Annotated in this window: 12 protein-coding genes and 5 pseudogenes; 10 read left to right on the top strand and 7 right to left on the bottom strand. The window is 58.8% G+C overall.

Annotation, left to right across the window (positions count from 1 at the left end; genetic code table 11):
* The 3 genes from B4968_RS04565 to B4968_RS25565 form a co-directional block, all read left to right on the top strand.
* Positions 1 to 871 (top strand): thiamine pyrophosphate-dependent enzyme (locus tag B4968_RS04565; RefSeq protein ID WP_241525561.1); only part of this gene is annotated, 871 nt, incomplete at its 5' end.
* A complete protein-coding gene (locus B4968_RS04560; RefSeq protein ID WP_338153203.1) occupies positions 868 to 2,007 on the top strand; it encodes an indolepyruvate oxidoreductase subunit beta family protein in 1,140 nt (379 codons plus the stop codon). The genes B4968_RS04565 and B4968_RS04560, both read left to right, overlap by 4 nt.
* Positions 2,008 to 2,047: 40 nt before the next feature.
* On the top strand, positions 2,048 to 2,428 hold the full coding sequence (locus B4968_RS25565; protein WP_420916457.1) for a DUF6537 domain-containing protein: 381 nt from the start codon (positions 2,048 to 2,050) through the stop codon (positions 2,426 to 2,428).
* Between the two features lie 70 nt (positions 2,429 to 2,498).
* Here B4968_RS25565 and B4968_RS04555 read toward each other — a convergent pair whose 3' ends face one another.
* Positions 2,499 to 2,678: a hypothetical protein gene (locus B4968_RS04555; protein WP_083097020.1), complete on the bottom strand. Its 180-nt coding sequence runs from the start codon at positions 2,676 to 2,678 to the stop codon at positions 2,499 to 2,501.
* Positions 2,679 to 2,902: 224 nt separating this feature from the next.
* On the opposite strand from B4968_RS04555, the gene B4968_RS04550 reads away from it, so the two are divergent.
* The 7 genes and pseudogenes from B4968_RS04550 (at position 2,903) to B4968_RS24045 (ending at position 9,545) form a co-directional block, all read left to right on the top strand.
* Positions 2,903 to 4,459 (top strand): ABC transporter substrate-binding protein, encoded by a 1,557-nt coding sequence (locus B4968_RS04550; protein ID WP_083097018.1) that lies wholly within the window; start codon positions 2,903 to 2,905, stop codon positions 4,457 to 4,459.
* A gap of 159 nt (positions 4,460 to 4,618) precedes the next feature.
* Positions 4,619 to 5,599 (top strand): ABC transporter permease, encoded by a 981-nt coding sequence (locus B4968_RS04545; RefSeq protein WP_083097016.1) that lies wholly within the window; start codon positions 4,619 to 4,621, stop codon positions 5,597 to 5,599.
* Positions 5,596 to 6,541: pseudogene (locus B4968_RS04540) on the top strand (ABC transporter permease). The gene B4968_RS04545 and the pseudogene B4968_RS04540 overlap by 4 nt, the downstream one beginning before the upstream one ends.
* Positions 6,542 to 6,546: 5 nt before the next feature.
* Entirely contained in the window at positions 6,547 to 7,563 is a 1,017-nt protein-coding gene (locus tag B4968_RS04535; RefSeq protein ID WP_083097014.1) for an ABC transporter ATP-binding protein, read from the top strand.
* Positions 7,560 to 8,581: pseudogene (locus tag B4968_RS04530) on the top strand (ABC transporter ATP-binding protein). The gene B4968_RS04535 and the pseudogene B4968_RS04530 overlap by 4 nt, the downstream one beginning before the upstream one ends.
* A 29-nt stretch (positions 8,582 to 8,610) precedes the next feature.
* Positions 8,611 to 9,330, top strand: a complete 720-nt coding sequence (locus B4968_RS04525; RefSeq protein WP_241525560.1) for a LysR family transcriptional regulator — start codon at positions 8,611 to 8,613, stop codon at positions 9,328 to 9,330.
* A complete protein-coding gene (locus tag B4968_RS24045) occupies positions 9,282 to 9,545 on the top strand; it encodes a LysR family protein (protein ID WP_241525559.1) in 264 nt (87 codons plus the stop codon). The genes B4968_RS04525 and B4968_RS24045 overlap by 49 nt, the downstream gene beginning before the upstream one ends.
* A 136-nt stretch (positions 9,546 to 9,681) precedes the next feature.
* Here the strand turns inward: B4968_RS24045 and nqrF are convergent.
* The 6 genes and pseudogenes from nqrF to B4968_RS04495 form a co-directional block, all read right to left on the bottom strand.
* A pseudogene (nqrF, locus tag B4968_RS04520) lies at positions 9,682 to 10,901 on the bottom strand (NADH:ubiquinone reductase (Na(+)-transporting) subunit F).
* A 13-nt stretch (positions 10,902 to 10,914) separates the two neighbouring features.
* Complete coding sequence (nqrE, locus tag B4968_RS04515; protein WP_083097012.1) at positions 10,915 to 11,523, bottom strand: NADH:ubiquinone reductase (Na(+)-transporting) subunit E; 609 nt, start codon at positions 11,521 to 11,523, stop codon at positions 10,915 to 10,917.
* Complete coding sequence (locus tag B4968_RS04510; protein ID WP_083097010.1) at positions 11,523 to 12,176, bottom strand: NADH:ubiquinone reductase (Na(+)-transporting) subunit D; 654 nt, start codon at positions 12,174 to 12,176, stop codon at positions 11,523 to 11,525. The genes nqrE and B4968_RS04510 overlap by 1 nt, the downstream gene beginning before the upstream one ends.
* The gene (locus B4968_RS04505; RefSeq protein WP_083097008.1) at positions 12,176 to 12,982 is read right to left on the bottom strand and encodes a Na(+)-translocating NADH-quinone reductase subunit C; all 807 of its coding nucleotides are present in this window, start codon (positions 12,980 to 12,982) and stop codon (positions 12,176 to 12,178) included. The genes B4968_RS04510 and B4968_RS04505 overlap by 1 nt, the downstream gene beginning before the upstream one ends.
* A pseudogene (locus B4968_RS04500) lies at positions 12,975 to 14,146 on the bottom strand (NADH:ubiquinone reductase (Na(+)-transporting) subunit B). The gene B4968_RS04505 and the pseudogene B4968_RS04500 overlap by 8 nt, the downstream one beginning before the upstream one ends.
* Before the next feature lie 30 nt (positions 14,147 to 14,176).
* A pseudogene (locus tag B4968_RS04495) lies at positions 14,177 to 15,515 on the bottom strand (Na(+)-translocating NADH-quinone reductase subunit A).
* Positions 15,516 to 15,531: the final 16 nt, after the last annotated feature.

The following is a 15,531-nucleotide window of genomic DNA, read 5'->3' as shown; positions in this document are numbered from 1 at the left end:
GTGTGAGCACCAGATCAGCGCCGATATCGGCTGCCACGTGTTTGCCTCTTTGCCGCCCTTTGACATTGGCGGCGCCACCATGGGCTATGGGCTGGGGCCTGCCTCGAATGCGGCCTTTGACGGCGGCGGCGCGCGGCGGGCAATCTCGATCATTGGCGATGGCGGCTTCTGGCACAACGGGCTGTCCACCTCCATTGGCAATATGGTGTTCAACAAGGCCGACAGCGTCGCGGTGATCGTGGACAACTACTATTCTGCCGCAACCGGCGGCCAGGACATCCTGTCCAGCCGCGCCGACAACCCGACCAAATCGACCAACAATTCCATCACCAACGCGCTGAGCGGCGTTGGCGTCCGCTGGATCCGCCACATTGACCACACCTATGACGTCACCAGAATGCGCGCCATCTTTCGCGAGGCCCTGACCACCGAGTATGACGGCCCCAAGGTGATCGTGGCCTCCAGCGAGTGCATGCTGAACAAGCAGCGCCGCGAAAAGCCAAAGCGCAACACGCAGATCGCCGGCGGCGCCCGGATGGAGATCCCCCGCTTTGGCGTCGATGAGGACATCTGCACCGGTGATCACGCCTGCATCCGCTTGTCCGGCTGTCCCTCGCTCTCGGTGAAACATCTGGACGACCCGCTGCGCGATGACCCCGTTGCCAGCATTGATCAAAGCTGCGTTGGCTGCGGCAATTGCGGCGAGGTGGCGGATGCAGCTGTGCTCTGCCCCAGCTTTTATCGAGCCGACGTGGTGCATAACCCGGCAAAGTTTGAGGCCTGGTGGGCGGGCCTCTCGGGCAGCATCATCTCCTGGCTGCAGACCCGCCGCCTGTCAGGCCGGGTTGAATTTCTGGAGACCGCCCCATGACCGCCCTGTTGCAAAGCTCTGCACCGCAGCCGGATCAGGCGCTACAGTCCATCCTGAAAATCGCCATTTTGGCCGTTGGTGGCCAGGGCGGCGGCGTGCTCACCTCCTGGATCGAAGCGGTTGCCCGCAGTCAGGGCTATGCGGTGCAGGCGACCTCGGTTGCCGGGGTGGCGCAGCGCACCGGGGCCACCATCTACTATATCGAGATGGCACCGATCAACGCAGAGGCCGCCGCCATGCCGGTCTTCTCTTTGGCGCCCGCTGGCGGCGACGTCGACATCATGATCGCGGCCGAAATGATGGAGGCCGGGCGGGCCATTCTGCGCGGTTTTGTGACGCCGGATCGCACCACGCTGATTGCCTCGACCCATCGCACCCTGGCCGTCTCGGAAAAAATGGCACCGGGAGATGGCATCGCCTCCAGTGAGGAGGTCCGCGCAGCCGCTGAGATTGCCGCCGATCAGCTCATCCTGTTCGACATGGACCGATTGGCGACTGAAAACGGCTCGGTGATTTCCTCGGCGCTGTTTGGCGCTCTTGCCGGATCCGGCGCCCTGCCCTTTGGCCGGGCGGCTTTTGAAGATGCCATTCGCGCCTCTGGCAAAGGAGTCAAAGCCAGTCTGCGCCCCTTTGGTGCCGCCTATGCCCGCGCCCAGTCAAACGCCCCCGAAACGACAGCGCCCGCACCAGAAAACCCCCGGCGCCCACCCGCCACAGGCCCGACGCACCTGCTGGGTCAATGGCAGGCGCTTGAGGCCGCGGCCCGCAATCTGTCCGCATCTGACATGGTACTGCACGGGCTGCGTAAGGTTGTCGGATTTCAGGACCTCGCCTATGGCCGCGCCTATCTCGACCATCTGCGCCCCTTTGCCAAACAGGATCACGGCGATGGCGCCCTGGTTGAGGCCGCCGCCAAACACATCGCCAATGCCATGTGCTATGATGACATCATCCGGGTGGCCGATCTGAAAACCCGCAAGGCGCGGTTTACCCGCATCCATACCGAGATGGACTCTGGCTCCAAGCCGGTGCTGCTGACCGAATTTTTTCACCCCCGCGGCGAAGAAATCATCAGCCCTGCCTGCAGGTGCGGGCGCCTGGATCGAGGCCCGTCCCCGGCTCGCCGCCTGGATTGACCGCCGCCTCAACAAGGGACGCCGCATTCGCACCCACCGCTTGCGCGGCTTCATCCTGCTTTATATCATTGCGGGGCTGCGCCGCACCCGGCGCTACAGTCTGCGTCACCGGATTGAACAGGCCCATTTGCAAAACTGGCTGACCCTGTGCCTGCAGACGATCCCGCGCAATTACGACTGCGCGGTTGAGCTGTTGCAGTGTCGCCGCCTGATCAAGGGCTATTCCGACACCCACGCGCGGGGATTGTCGAAATTTTCCCGCGTGCTGGACACCCTGCCCCTAGTGATAGAGCGCGACGATGCGGCGCAATGGATCGCCCGCCTGCGCGACGCGGCCCTTGGGGATGAAGAGGGCAAGGATCTGGAAGGCGCCATCAAAACGGTGATGTCCTTTGCCCAGCAACCCCCTGTGTCCTCGTAGAGTATCCGCCAACACTGCAGTTGCGACAAAAGGGCTGCGCCCGGTGACGAAGGGGCTGCGCCCGGTGCGACTATTTTTTCTTGTCGCGGGCGGCTTTCTCTTCCTTGGTCATTTTATTGTTCCAGACATTATTGCTGAGACCCAGCTCGCTTGGCTGCGGCTTGGTCTTGCCAACACTGACTTTGCCGCCCTTGTTCAGGAATTCCTGGATCAGGGCGTCATCGGTGGTTTCTTTGGGGACATGTTTCATGGGTTCAACCTACGCTTTATAATCGTGCCGGGCAACAACTGCTCATGTGATGATACTGTGACACCGCGATCGTGACCAGCGCGCGCCAGCCCCTCTGCGTATAGAGCACTATTCCGGATTTGCATGGGCAATTTGAAATTGGCATTGGCCCGCAGCCAGCCCGGTGCCTTAGGTAGCAGGCACAGATTAAGGCTGCCAACAAAGGCATCCGAAATGGAGGCAAAATGAATAAATTTATCCGCATTGCTGCGGCTGGTGTGATGTCGCTCGCCTTTGGCGCCGTGGCCCAGGCCGAAGTCACAGTTAAAGTCGCTTATGACGCAGACCCCGTTTCACTGGACCCGCATGAGCAATTGTCCGGCGGCACGCTGCAGTTTTCACACATGTCGTTTGACCCGCTGGTGCGCTGGACTCAGGACCTCCAGTTCGAACCCCGCCTGGCCAAAAGCTGGGAACAGATCGACGCCAATACCACGCGTTTTCATCTGCGCAGCGGCGTGAAATTTCACTCCGGCAACGTGATGACAGCGGCTGACGTGGACTGGACCTTTGATCGCCTGAAAGAAAGCCCTGATTTCAAGGGTATCTTCAGCCTCTTTACCGACGTGAAAGTGATCGACGATCACACCTTTGATCTGATCACCTCAGAGCCCTACCCGCTGGTGCTGCACACGGTGACCTATATCTTCCCGATGGATAGCAAGTTCTATTCCGGCACCACCGATGACGGCAAAGACCGCGCCGCACTGGTCAAGCATGGCGACAGCTTTGCCTCGCGCAATGTCTCCGGCACCGGCCCCTTTGTGGTCAGTGAACGTGAGCAGGGCGTGAAAATGGTCTTTGACCGTTTTGATGGCTACTGGGACAGCGAAACTGCCGGCAATGTCGACAAGATCATCCTGACCCCGATCAAGGAAAGCCCCACCCGTGTGGCTGCTCTGCTGTCCGGCGACGTTGATTTCATCGCGCCTGTGCCGCCAACCGATCTGGCCCGTGTTGCTGACAACGACGGCACCGACCTGATCACCATGCCCGGCACCCGGATCATCACATTCCAGATGAACCAGAACCGCGTAGAAGCACTGAAAGACGCGCGCGTCCGCCAGGCCATCGACTATGCTGTCAATAACGCCGGTATCGTGGATCGCATCATGCGCGGCTTTGGCACTGTTGGCGCCCAGGCAAGCCCTGCTGGCTATCTTGGTCACAATCCAGACCTGAAACCCCGCTTTGATCTGGCAAAGGCCAAGGAACTGATGGCCGAAGCAGGCTACGCGGACGGCTTTGAAATCTCCATGATGGCGCCAAACAACCGCTATGTGAACGATGACAAGATCGCACAGGCAGTGGCGTCAATGCTGGCAAAGATCAACATCAAGGTTGACCTGCAGACCATGCCAAAGGCCCAGTACTGGCCCGCCTTTGACGAGCGCGCAGCAGACATGATGATGATCGGCTGGCACTCTGACACCGAAGATTCCGCCAACTTCCACCAGTTCCTGAGCCATTGCTTTGATCAGGACACGGGCAATGGTCAGTACAACTCGGGCAACTTCTGCAATGCCGAAGCCGACATGCTGATGGCCAAGGCCAACGGCGAGACAGATGCCGCCAAGCGCGCCGAGATGCTGCAGCAGATGGAAACCATCCTCTACAACGAGGCCGCTTTCATCCCGCTGCACTGGCAGAACCTGGCCTGGGGTGTCCGCAAAGGTGTCCACGCCGACAAGATCGTGAACGCCCTGAACTTCCCTTACTTCGGTGACCTCGTCGTCGACTAAGGCCTTCTGTAGCCGGGGTGGGTCTGCGTGACCTGCTCCGGCTCTTTTCCAAGACATTTCATTGTGGCTATGCATCCTGACCGTCAGGGAGTACCAGCCATGACGACCCCTAATCAAATGCCCCAGGCACAGTAATATGCACCAGGAAGGTGCGAAAGCATGTTTGCTTACCTTGTGAAACGCGTGTTTCAGGCGATCGCGGTGATGTTTGTCATCTCGCTGATCGGCTTTGCTATTCAGGACAACCTAGGGGATCCGCTGCGCGAACTTGTCGGGCAATCCGTGAGCGAAGAGGTCCGTCAGGAGCTGCGCGACGAGCGGGGGCTAAACGACAGTTTCATGACGCAATACCTGCGTTTTGCCGGCAATGCGCGGCGGGGCGATCTGGGCACCAGCTATTTTTTCAAAGAGCCGGCGCTGGATGTGATCCTGAAAAAACTACCCGCCACGATGGAGCTGGTTCTGGGCGCGACGATCATCATTATCGGCCTGTCGATCCCCGTTGGCGTCTATACCGCAATCTACCCCAATACCATTATCAGCCGTCTGATCATGGGGATCTCGATCATTGGTATTTCGATCCCGGTCTTTCTGACAGCGATCCTGATGATCTATGTGTTTTCCGTTGAATACGGCTGGTTCCCCTCTTACGGCCGCGGCGATGTTGTGCATGTCTTTGGCTATTGGGAGACCAATTTTGCCACTGTAGATGGCTGGATGCATATCCTGCTGCCCTCGATCGCGCTGGCCTCAATCATGCTGCCGCTGTTTGTGCGCCTGATCCGGGCCGAGATGATGGAAGTGCTGCAAAGCGAATACGTCAAATACGCCAAGGCAAAGGGCATCCGGCCCTGGCGGATCTATTTTGTGCATGCGCTGAAGAATACCCTGCTGCCGGTGATCACCGTGGGCGGCGTGCAGATCGGCACCATGGTGGCCGATACCATCCTGACCGAGACAGTGTTTCAGTGGCCGGGCATGGGGTTCATGTTTCTGGAGGCGGTGAACCGCGTCGACACCCCACTGATCGTGGCCTACCTGATCGTTGTCGGCTTTATCTTTGTTGTCACCAATACAATCGTTGACCTGATCTACGGGCTGGTCAATCCCACCGTCAATCTTGCGAGGATGGGCGCATGAACAGCCTGAGCACCCCGACAGAGCCCACGCGCTGGTCGCCGATCTGGAACTCCAACATTGGCCTACAGCTTCCGCCGCAACCCGGTAGCCATTGTGTCGCTCACGGTTTTCGCGCTGATCGCAGTCCTGTCCTTTTGCGCGCCGCTGATCGCCCCGTTTGATCCCTATGATCCGGGTCAGATCGACATCATGAACAGCGAATACCCCCCCCTCTGGGTGAATGGCGCTGACGCGCAGTTCATGCTGGGCACCGATGATCAGGGCCGCGATCTGTGGTCAACCATCCTCTATGGTACGCGCCTGTCGCTGCTGATCGGCATCTGTGCCGTGGCACTACAGGCCTTTCTGGGCATCTCGATTGGCCTGATTGCCGGCTATGTCGGCGGTCGGATCGACAGCCTGCTGATGCGGCTGGCCGATATTCAGCTGTCGTTCTCGACGCTGATGGTGGCGATCATCTTTCTGGCGGTGACACAGGCGATGTTTGGGTCGGAAACCTTCAACCAATATGCGGTCTATTTCCTGATCGCGGTGATTGGCGTTGCTGAGTGGCCGCAATATGCCCGCACCGTGCGCGCCACTGTTCTGGCCGAGAAAAAGAAAGAATATGTCGACAGCGCCCGTGTTCTGGGCTTTGGCCCCGGCCGCATCATGGTGCGCCATATCCTGCCCAACTCGCTGACGCCGATCTTTGTGATCTCAACGGTGCAGGTGGCCAATGCCATCATCTCAGAGGCCTCACTGTCCTTTCTCGGGCTCGGCATGCCGCCAAGCCAGCCCTCGCTTGGCTCGCTGATTTCATCAGGGTTTGACTATATCTTTTCCGGAAGCTGGAGGATCACCGCCATACCCGGCATCGTTCTGGTGGTCCTGGTCCTGGTGATCAACCTTCTGGGTGACTGGCTGCGTGATGCCCTGAACCCCAAGCTTTATAAGGGATAAGCGCCATGTCCTTGCTTTCCGTGCGCGATCTCAGCGTCAAATTCGCCATGCGTGACACAACCGTGACGGCGCTGGATCAGATCAGTTTTGATCTGGCCAAGGGCGAACGTCTCGGCATTGTCGGCGAATCCGGCGCCGGCAAATCCATCACCGGCTTTGCCCTGATGAACCTGCTCAGCCGTCCCGGTTTTGTCGACAAGGGCAAAATCATGTTTCAGGGCGACGACATTGTTCAGATGCCTGAGGCCAGGATGCGCAATATTCGCGGCAACCAGATGGCGATGATCTTTCAGGATCCCATGGTCACGCTGAACCCGGTTCTGACCATCGGGCAACAGATGGTCGAAACCCTGCAGGCCCATCGCAAGCTGAGCAAGGCCGAGGCCGAACAGATTGCCATCGTCAAGCTGCGCGAGGTCTATATCCCTTCGCCAGAGGAGCGGCTGAAGCAATACCCGCATGAGCTGTCGGGCGGCATGCGCCAGCGCATCATCATTGCCATCGCCCTGCTGCTGGACCCGCAGCTGATCATCGCGGATGAGCCGACGACAGCGCTGGATGTGACCATTCAGGCCGATATCATGGAGCTGTTGCTGGAGCTGTGCCAGTCCAACAAGGTTGGCCTGATCCTGATTACTCACGATCTGGGCGTCGTCAGCCAAATGACCGAGCGCACATTGGTGATGTATGCCGGCCGCATCATCGAGGCCGGGCGCACCCGCGAAATCATCAATGATCCGCAACATCCCTATACGCAGGGTCTGATCAATGCGCTGCCGCAACAGACCAAACCCGGTCAACGCCTGAAGCAAATCCCCGGAAACATGCCCTCTCTGACGGCAATTCCCGCCGGATGCCCCTTCAGCCCACGCTGTGAATTCGTAAAACCCCATTGCCTCACAGAGGCGCCAAAGACCGTGCAATATGCTCATGTCGAGGTGGCCTGCCACGAGGTCAACCGGCTGCACAGTAGTACAGACAGTATCACACAGAGTGACAAAGCCGAGGAGATCCAGGCATGAAGACCCCTCAGCCTTTGTTGGAAATGCGCGGCCTCGAAAAACGGTTCGAGTTGGATCAGGGCTTTCTGGAAACGATCAAGTTGCGGGGCGGCAAAATCGTGCAGGAAAAGCGCGCCGTTCATGCGGTCAATAACATCTCGCTGCAGGTGGCCCCGGGAGAGGCGCTATGCGTGGTTGGCGAAAGCGGCTGTGGCAAGTCCACCGTTGCCCGGCTGATTGCCGGCCTGCTGACACCCAGCGCCGGTGAAATCCACTATGACGGGCAGCGCATCGACAACCGCTCACGCCGAGCCATGATGCCCCTGCGCAAAAAGATGCAGATGATCTTTCAGAACCCCTATGCATCGCTGAACCCGCGCATGACCATCCAGCAGGCGCTGGAAGAGCCGGTGCGCTATCACAACCCTGCCCTGTCCAGGAGTGATGTGCGCGACAAGGTGGCCGAGGTCATGCGCGCGGTCGGGATCGATCCCAGCTGGGCCACGCGCTACCCGCATGAATTCTCTGGCGGCCAGCGGCAACGGATTGCGATCGCCCGCGCCCTGACGGTGGACCCCGAGTTCATCATCGCCGATGAGCCGATTTCGGCGCTGGATGTCTCTATTCAGGCGCAGGTTCTGAACCTGATGCTGGAGGCCAAGGATCAGCGCGGCCTGACCTATCTGTTCATCACCCATGATCTGAGCGTGGTGCAGCATTTTGGCACCAAGGTAGCCGTGCTCTATCTTGGGTCTGTCTGTGAGCTGGCCGATACCGCGACGCTGTTTGAAAACCCCAAACACCCCTATACCCGTGCCCTGTTGTCGGCTGTGCCGCAGCTCAAGGATGATCACCCCAATCACATCCGGTTGCGGGGTGAGATTCCAACGCCAATCAACCTGCCGCCGGGCTGCCCGTTTGAGAGCCGCTGTGCCCATGCCAACAGCCGCTGCGCCCCGAACAACCCCGCCCCCTGCAACAGCCTGATGGCTCGCTCGCCGCATGCCATGCGGTTGAAGAAGGGCGCCTGGACGGCTAAACCCCGGACAGGCGGAACGGAATGATACATTGGACATAGCCTGGCTCAGAGATTTTGAAGCTTTGGTCGCGCAGAAGAATTTCTCGCGTGCGGCAGAAGAGCGAAATGTCAGCCAGCCGGCCTTTTCCCGGCGTATTCGCGCCCTTGAGGAAGAGTTCGGCGTCACACTGATCAATCGCCAGACCCTGCCGCTGTCGCTGACGGCAGCCGGCGAAGTCTTTTTGGCGCAATCCCGTATCATGCTGCGCACCTATGATGAAACGCTGGAACGCTGCCAGATCATCGACGCGGCGGGCGAAAACGTTATCCGGTTTGCCACATCCCAGTCGCTCTATATGACGCATTACAAAACCCATATTGCGCCGCTGGTCGATCTGGGCGGGCTTGAGATTGACCTCAATTCAACCGGCTGGGCTGCCGATCAGTTTGTCTCGGCGCTGCAGCAACGCTATTGCGATGTGATTCTGACCTACTGGCACCCCTCGATGGATGCGCTGGCGCCTTTGGGGCTGGGCAATTGCGACTATATCACCCTGACAACAGACAGCTTTGTGCCGGTCTCCAAAACCGGCCCTGACGGCCCACTGCACCGGCTGGACGGCAGCGGCAAGAAACCCGTGCCGCTGTTGTCCTATGGGACGGTTTCAGCCCTGCGCTCGGTGGTGGACACACCCTGCGCCAGCAGATCGACGGCCCCAAGATGCTGGTCATCAATCAAAGCGCCCTGGCGATTTCGGTCAAGGCGATGATCATGGAAGGCTTTGGCCTTGGCTGGCTGCCACTGGAGCTGTGCAAGGCCGAACTCGCCGATGGGCGCATGACCATTGTTGGGGGCTCTGAGCATGTCCACCCGCTGGAGATCCGCCTGTACCGCGACAAGGAAAACACCAAACCGACGCTGAACCGGTTGTGGGGCGACATGCAGGCCTTGTCGCAGAACCAGCCGCAGGACTCGTCTGCCTGACGCCAGATCTGCTGGCTGCCAGACTACTCCCGTCTAATTATCCGCGTCCGGCCATCGCTGCCACGACAGGCCCGCCCATGCAAAAACCGGCCCCTGAAACAGGAGCCGTTTTGAAATTTGTAGGTCTGATCAGAGCTTAGCCGCCAAAATCATCCAGCATGATATCTTCACGGTCGACGCCAAGATCAACCAGCATATTGATCACCGACTGGTTCATGATCGGCGGGCCACACATGTAGAATTCACAGTCTTCCGGCGCGGGGTGGTTCTTGAGGAACTCCTCAAACAGCACGTTGTGAATAAAGCCGGTGTAGCCGGTCCAGTCGTCCTCGGGCATCGCGTCGGACAGCGCCACATGCCATTCAAAGTTGGGGAACTCTGCGGCCAGCTGGTCGAAATCCTCGACAAAGAACATCTCACGCTTTGAGCGCGCCCCATACCAGAAGCTGATCTTGCGATCTGTGTTCAGGCGCTTGAGTTGGTCAAAGATATGGCTGCGCATTGGGCCATACCGGCACCACCGCCGACAAAGACCATTTCCTTTTTGGTCTCGCGGGCAAAGAACTCACCAAAAGGACCAGAGATCGTCACCTTGTCGCCGAGCTTGAGGTTGAAGATGTAGCTCGACATCATGCCAGCCGGAATACCCTCAGAGCCGGGCGGCGGCGAGGCCACCCGCACGTTGAGCATGATCATGCCCTTTTCTTCCGGGTAGTTGGCCATGGAATAAGCCCGCTCAACCGGCTCGTTCACCACGGATTCATACTGCCAGACGTTGAAACGATCCCAGTCGCCGCGGTATTCTTCTTCGATGTCGAAATCGGTGTATTTCAACGCATGCGCGGGCGCTTCGATCTGGATATAGCCACCGGCGCGGAAATCGACGTTTTCGCCTTCGGGCAGATCCAGCACCAGCGCCTTGATGAAGGTCGCGACGTTCTCGTTGGAACGTACGGTACATTCCCACTTTTTGACGCCAAAGACCTCTTCGGGCACTTCCACTTCCATGTCCTGCTTTACAGCAACCTGACAGGAGAGACGGTCACCACAGGCCGCTTCGCGTTTGGTGATATGGCCTTCCTCAGTGGGCAGGATCGACCCACCGCCGGAATGACCCCGCACGCGACACTGGGCGCAGGTGCCGCCGCCGCCGCAGGCCGAAGGCACAAACAGCTTTTCCGCCGCCAGCGTCTGCAACAGCTTACCGCCTGCAGGCACCGAAATGGTTTTCTCGCCATTGATGGTGATGTTCACATTGCCGGTCGACACCAGCTTTGAGCGCGCCGCGATGATGATGCTGACCAGCGCCAGAACAATCAGGGTAAAGAGCAGGACGCCCAGTACAAAAGTTGTCATAGATCCAGCCTCCTTACAGTTTCACGCCGCTGAAGGACATGAAGGCCATGGCCATCAAACCTGCAGTGATGAATGTGATGCCAAGACCCTGCAACCCGTCAGGAATGTCAGAGTATTTCAGCTTTTCGCGCACACCTGCCATGGCGGTGATGGCCAGGGCCCAACCAAAGCCGGACGAGATGCCATAGGTCACCGATTCCGCAAAGCCATAGTCGCGTTCAACCATAAAGAGCGAGCCCCCAAGAATGGCGCAGTTCACGGTGATCAGCGGCAGAAAGATCCCCAACGCATTATACAATGGCGGGAAGTACTTATCCAAAACCATCTCGAGGATCTGCACCAGCGCGGCGATGACGCCGATATAGGAGATCAGACCAAGAAAGGTCCGGTCAACATCGTGAAACCCGGCCCAGGCCAGGGCGCCTGGTTTCAAAAGGTAGGTCAGGATCAGGTTGTTGGCGGGCCCAGGAATAGACTGCACCCCCATCACCGAGATCCCGAGGCCAATGGCCGTAGAGATCTTTTTGGAGACCGCGATAAAGGTACACATGCCGAGAAAGAACGACAGCGCCATGTTCTCGACGAAGATGGCCTTTACGGCCAGAGATAGCAGCGCTTCCATCAGTGGGCCTCGACAACTTGGATTTTATGTTCACGCTCTTCGACCTGTTCGGGCTTCCAGGTGCGGAAGGCCCAGATCAAAAGACCGATAACGAAAAAGGCAGAGGGCGGCAGCAGCAGCAAACCGTTGGGCACATACCAGCCACCGTTGTTGACGGTTTCCAGAATGGTGACGCCGAACAGTGAGCCAGAGCCGAACAGCTCACGCACGAACCCAACCAGCATCAGGATCAGCCCATAGCCAAGCCCGTTGCCGATACCGTCCAGAAACGAGGCCATCGGCGGGTTCTGCATGGCAAAGGCCTCGGCGCGGCCCATGACGATACAGTTGGTGATAATCAGCCCGACAAAGAACGACAGGGTTTTGGAGATCTCGTAGGCATAAGCCTTGAGCACCTGATCCACCAGGATCACCAGCGAGGCGATGATCACCATCTGCACAATGATACGGATCGAGTTGGGGATCTGGTTGCGCAGCATCGAGATGAACATCGAGGAAAACGCCGTCACCAGCGTCACCGCAATTGTCATCACCAGCGCCACTTTCAGCGAGGAGGTCACCGCAAGGGCGGAACAGATCCCAAGCACCTGCAGGGTGATCGGGTTGTTGTCCACCATGGGATCAAGCAACAGCGCTCTACGTGTCTGGGCCATCAGATATCTCCCGCTTTGAGATTGGCAAGGAAGGATGCATAGCCGGCTTCGCCCATCCAGAAGCGCACCAGATTGTCGACACCAACCGTGGTCAGCGTCGCACCCGACAGGGCATCCACATGGTAGTCAGCGCCAGCTGGCGGCGCGGTCTTGGCCACGGTGATCTGCAGCGCGCCGCTGTCGTCGCTCAGGCGTTTGCCGTTCCACTGCGATTTCCAGCGCGGATTATCAACCTCAGCCCCCAGACCGGGGGTCTCGGCGTGGCTGTAGAACTGCAGGCCAAAGATGTCATTGGCGTTTTCCTCGACAGCGATAAAGCCATAAAGCGTCGACCACAGACCATAGCCATGAATGGGCAGGATCACCTTGTCGATGTCACCGGCGTCATCTTTCAACAGATAGACGGTCATGTATTGCGACTGCCGCCCGATCGAGGCCGGATCATTTTCCAACTCAATCGAGGTTGCCGGATCACTGGCCGCCGCACGGTCATCAAAGCTGGCAACGTCAAAGGCATCGGTGAACTGGCCCGTGGAAAGCTCCAGAATGCGCGGCTCAAACGAGGCGCCAAAGGCCTTGGTGATGTCCATGCCCGGCTCATACAGACCCGCGACCTGCAGAATGTTGATCTGCTTGTCTTTCAACTTGTTTGCTTCTTGAATTGGGCGCAGCGCCACGGCGGCCGCCGAGACGATCATCGAGGCAAACAGGCACAGGGTGACGGCAACAAACAGCGTTTTTGGTGTCGAGTCAGGCGACATATCCAAAAAGCGGCGGATTGCGCCTTTGTTGGTTTGCTCAGACATGACGCTTCGCTCTCCGTTTGATATTGGCCTGAACGACAAAGTAGTCGATCAGCGGCGCAAAGACGTTGCCGAACAGGATGGCGAGCATCATGCCTTCGGGGAAGGCCGGGTTCACCACCCGGATCATCTCCCCACCATAAAGCCAATCAGCGCGCCATAGATGTAGCGGCCCATATTGGTATGGCTGGCCGAGACCGGCTCGGTCACCATAAAGCCCAGACCAAAGGCAAAGCCGCCGGTCACAAGATGCCAGTACCAGGGCATGGCAAACATCGGATTGCTGTCAGAGCCAACGGCGTTCAGCAGCAGCGAAAAACCAATCATGCCGACCAGGCAGCCCGCAACCAGACGCCCGATGGCAATCTTGGTCATCAGCAAAAAGCCCAAGCCAATCATACAGGCCAGCGTCGAAGTCTCACCAAAGGAGCCCTGAATAGTGCCAACAAAGGCGTTCATCCAGGTGACGCCATTGGCCGCCAGCTGATCAAACCCGGCCGAGGCCGAGACCGCCAGCGCGGTAGCGCCGGAAAACCCGTCAACAGGCGTCCAGATGCTGTCGCCAGACATATAGGCCGGATAGGCAAAGTAGAGGAATGCCCGGCCGGTCAGCGCCGGGTTGAGGAAGTTCTTGCCGGTGCCGCCAAAGACTTCTTTGCCGATTACCACACCAAACGAGATGCCAAGCGCGACCTGCCACAGCGGAATACTGACAGGCACAATCAGGGCATAAAGCATGGAGGTGACCAGAAAGCCCTCGTTGACCTCATGGCCGCGCACGGTGGCAAAGATCACTTCCCAGATGCCACCAATCACCAGCGTGGTGATATAGATCGGCAGGAAATACAAAAGCCCGTGCAGCATATTGCCCAGAGGGTTGGCTGGATTAAAGCCAATGCCAAAGAATTTGACCATTGCGGCGCGCCAGCCCGAGGCGCAATGGCCAATGGCAGTGTTGACCTGCAGACCGGTGTTATAGAGGCCAAACAGGATACAGGGGATCGTCGCGATGACCACATAGGTCATGATCCGCTTCATATCGACATAAGAGCGCGCATGTGGCGCAGCACTGGTGACCGTCTTTGGTGTATAGAGGAAGCTTTCCACCATCTCGTAGATGGGGAAGAGTTTCTCCCATTTGCCGCCCTTGTTAAAGTTCGGCTCAATGAGGTCAAAAAAGTTACGGAGACCAAGAGACTATCCCTCCTTTTCGATCTTCGTCAGACTGTCGCGCAGCGCCAGTCCGTATTCGTATTTTGCCGGGCAGGCAAAGCCGACCAGCCCGAGATCTTCTTCGTCCAGTTCCAGCGCGCCAAGCGCCTGGGCCTGATCGGTATCCATCACCAAAAGCGCGCGCAAAAGCTGCGTTGGCAAATAGTCCTGCGGCATCAGCTCTTCAAAGGTGCCGGTGGGCACCATGGCGCGCCGTCCGCCATTCAGGTTGCTGGTCAGCGCATAGAGCTTTTTGGAGAACAGCGAGCCAAGCACCGGCTGCACCGCATATTTGCTGGCCATAGGACGAATCCAGCCCAGCGGAATTTGTTTGTGGTCTTCTTCGATCACGGTGATCTGACGCGCATAGCGGCCCAGATAGCCATCAACGCCAGCACCGGCGCGACCCGACAGGATCGAGCCCGAAATCAGTGGTGCGGGTACCGAGGTGTCAACCTCACCGGCAATGAGATCCGCCATGGCAGCGCCCTCAACAGTGCGGATCAGACGCGGCGTGTTCACAAGCGGGCCAGACAGCGCGATGATGCGCTCGGAGTTGAGAGACCCCGTTGCCAGCAGGCGGCCAATGGCAATCACGTCCTGATAGCCGATGCTCCAGACCAGTTTGCTGGCGGTGGGCGGCGCAATGAAATGCATATGGGTGCCGGCCAGACCGGCAGGATGCGGCCCTTCAAACGCGGCAACCTCAACGCCCTCGACGCTGGGAACCGCAGCTCCCGCGGCGTGACAGAGGTAGGTGTTGCCCTCGCTCAGCGCAGCGATCGCCTTGAGGCCTGCGGCAAAATCTTCAGCGGCGTCGGCAATGATCACGGCGGCATCAGCTGCCAGCGGTTTCAGACTCCATCGCCGTCACATAGAGCGCGGCAGGGCGGCTGTCCGGTGCGGGCACTTTGGAATAGGGACGGGTGCGAAACGCAGACCACAGGCCCGCAGCACACAGACGCTCGGCCAGACCCTCGGTGGTGGAGATATCACCGACAGCGGAGAAATCAACTGGCGTTGCGGCTGCGGCGTCCACTTCGATCTCAACACTGATCAGCACCCGGCGGGCACCGCGATTGATCGCCTTGATCCGACCGGCCACCGGCGAGACCACCTGAACCTCAGGCGTGTCCTTATGGGCAAAGACCGGCGAGCCGGGAGCAACCACATCGCCCTCCTGCACCGCAAGACGGGGTTTCAAACCCAGGTAGTCGCTGCCCAGCAAGGCAACGGTCCTGACTGCGGGACCCTGATGAATTTCCTGAGCGGGCGCGCCCTCAACCGGAAGTTCGAGTCCTTTTCGTAGCTTGTAATGCCGCAACTGTTTCTCTTCTTCT

It is taken from the genome of Pseudophaeobacter leonis (genome assembly GCF_002087335.1).
Classification (GTDB): domain Bacteria; phylum Pseudomonadota; class Alphaproteobacteria; order Rhodobacterales; family Rhodobacteraceae; genus Pseudophaeobacter; species Pseudophaeobacter leonis.
The sequence above is the reverse complement of the archived record's forward strand: the minus strand, read 5'-3'. Positions and strand labels throughout refer to the sequence as shown.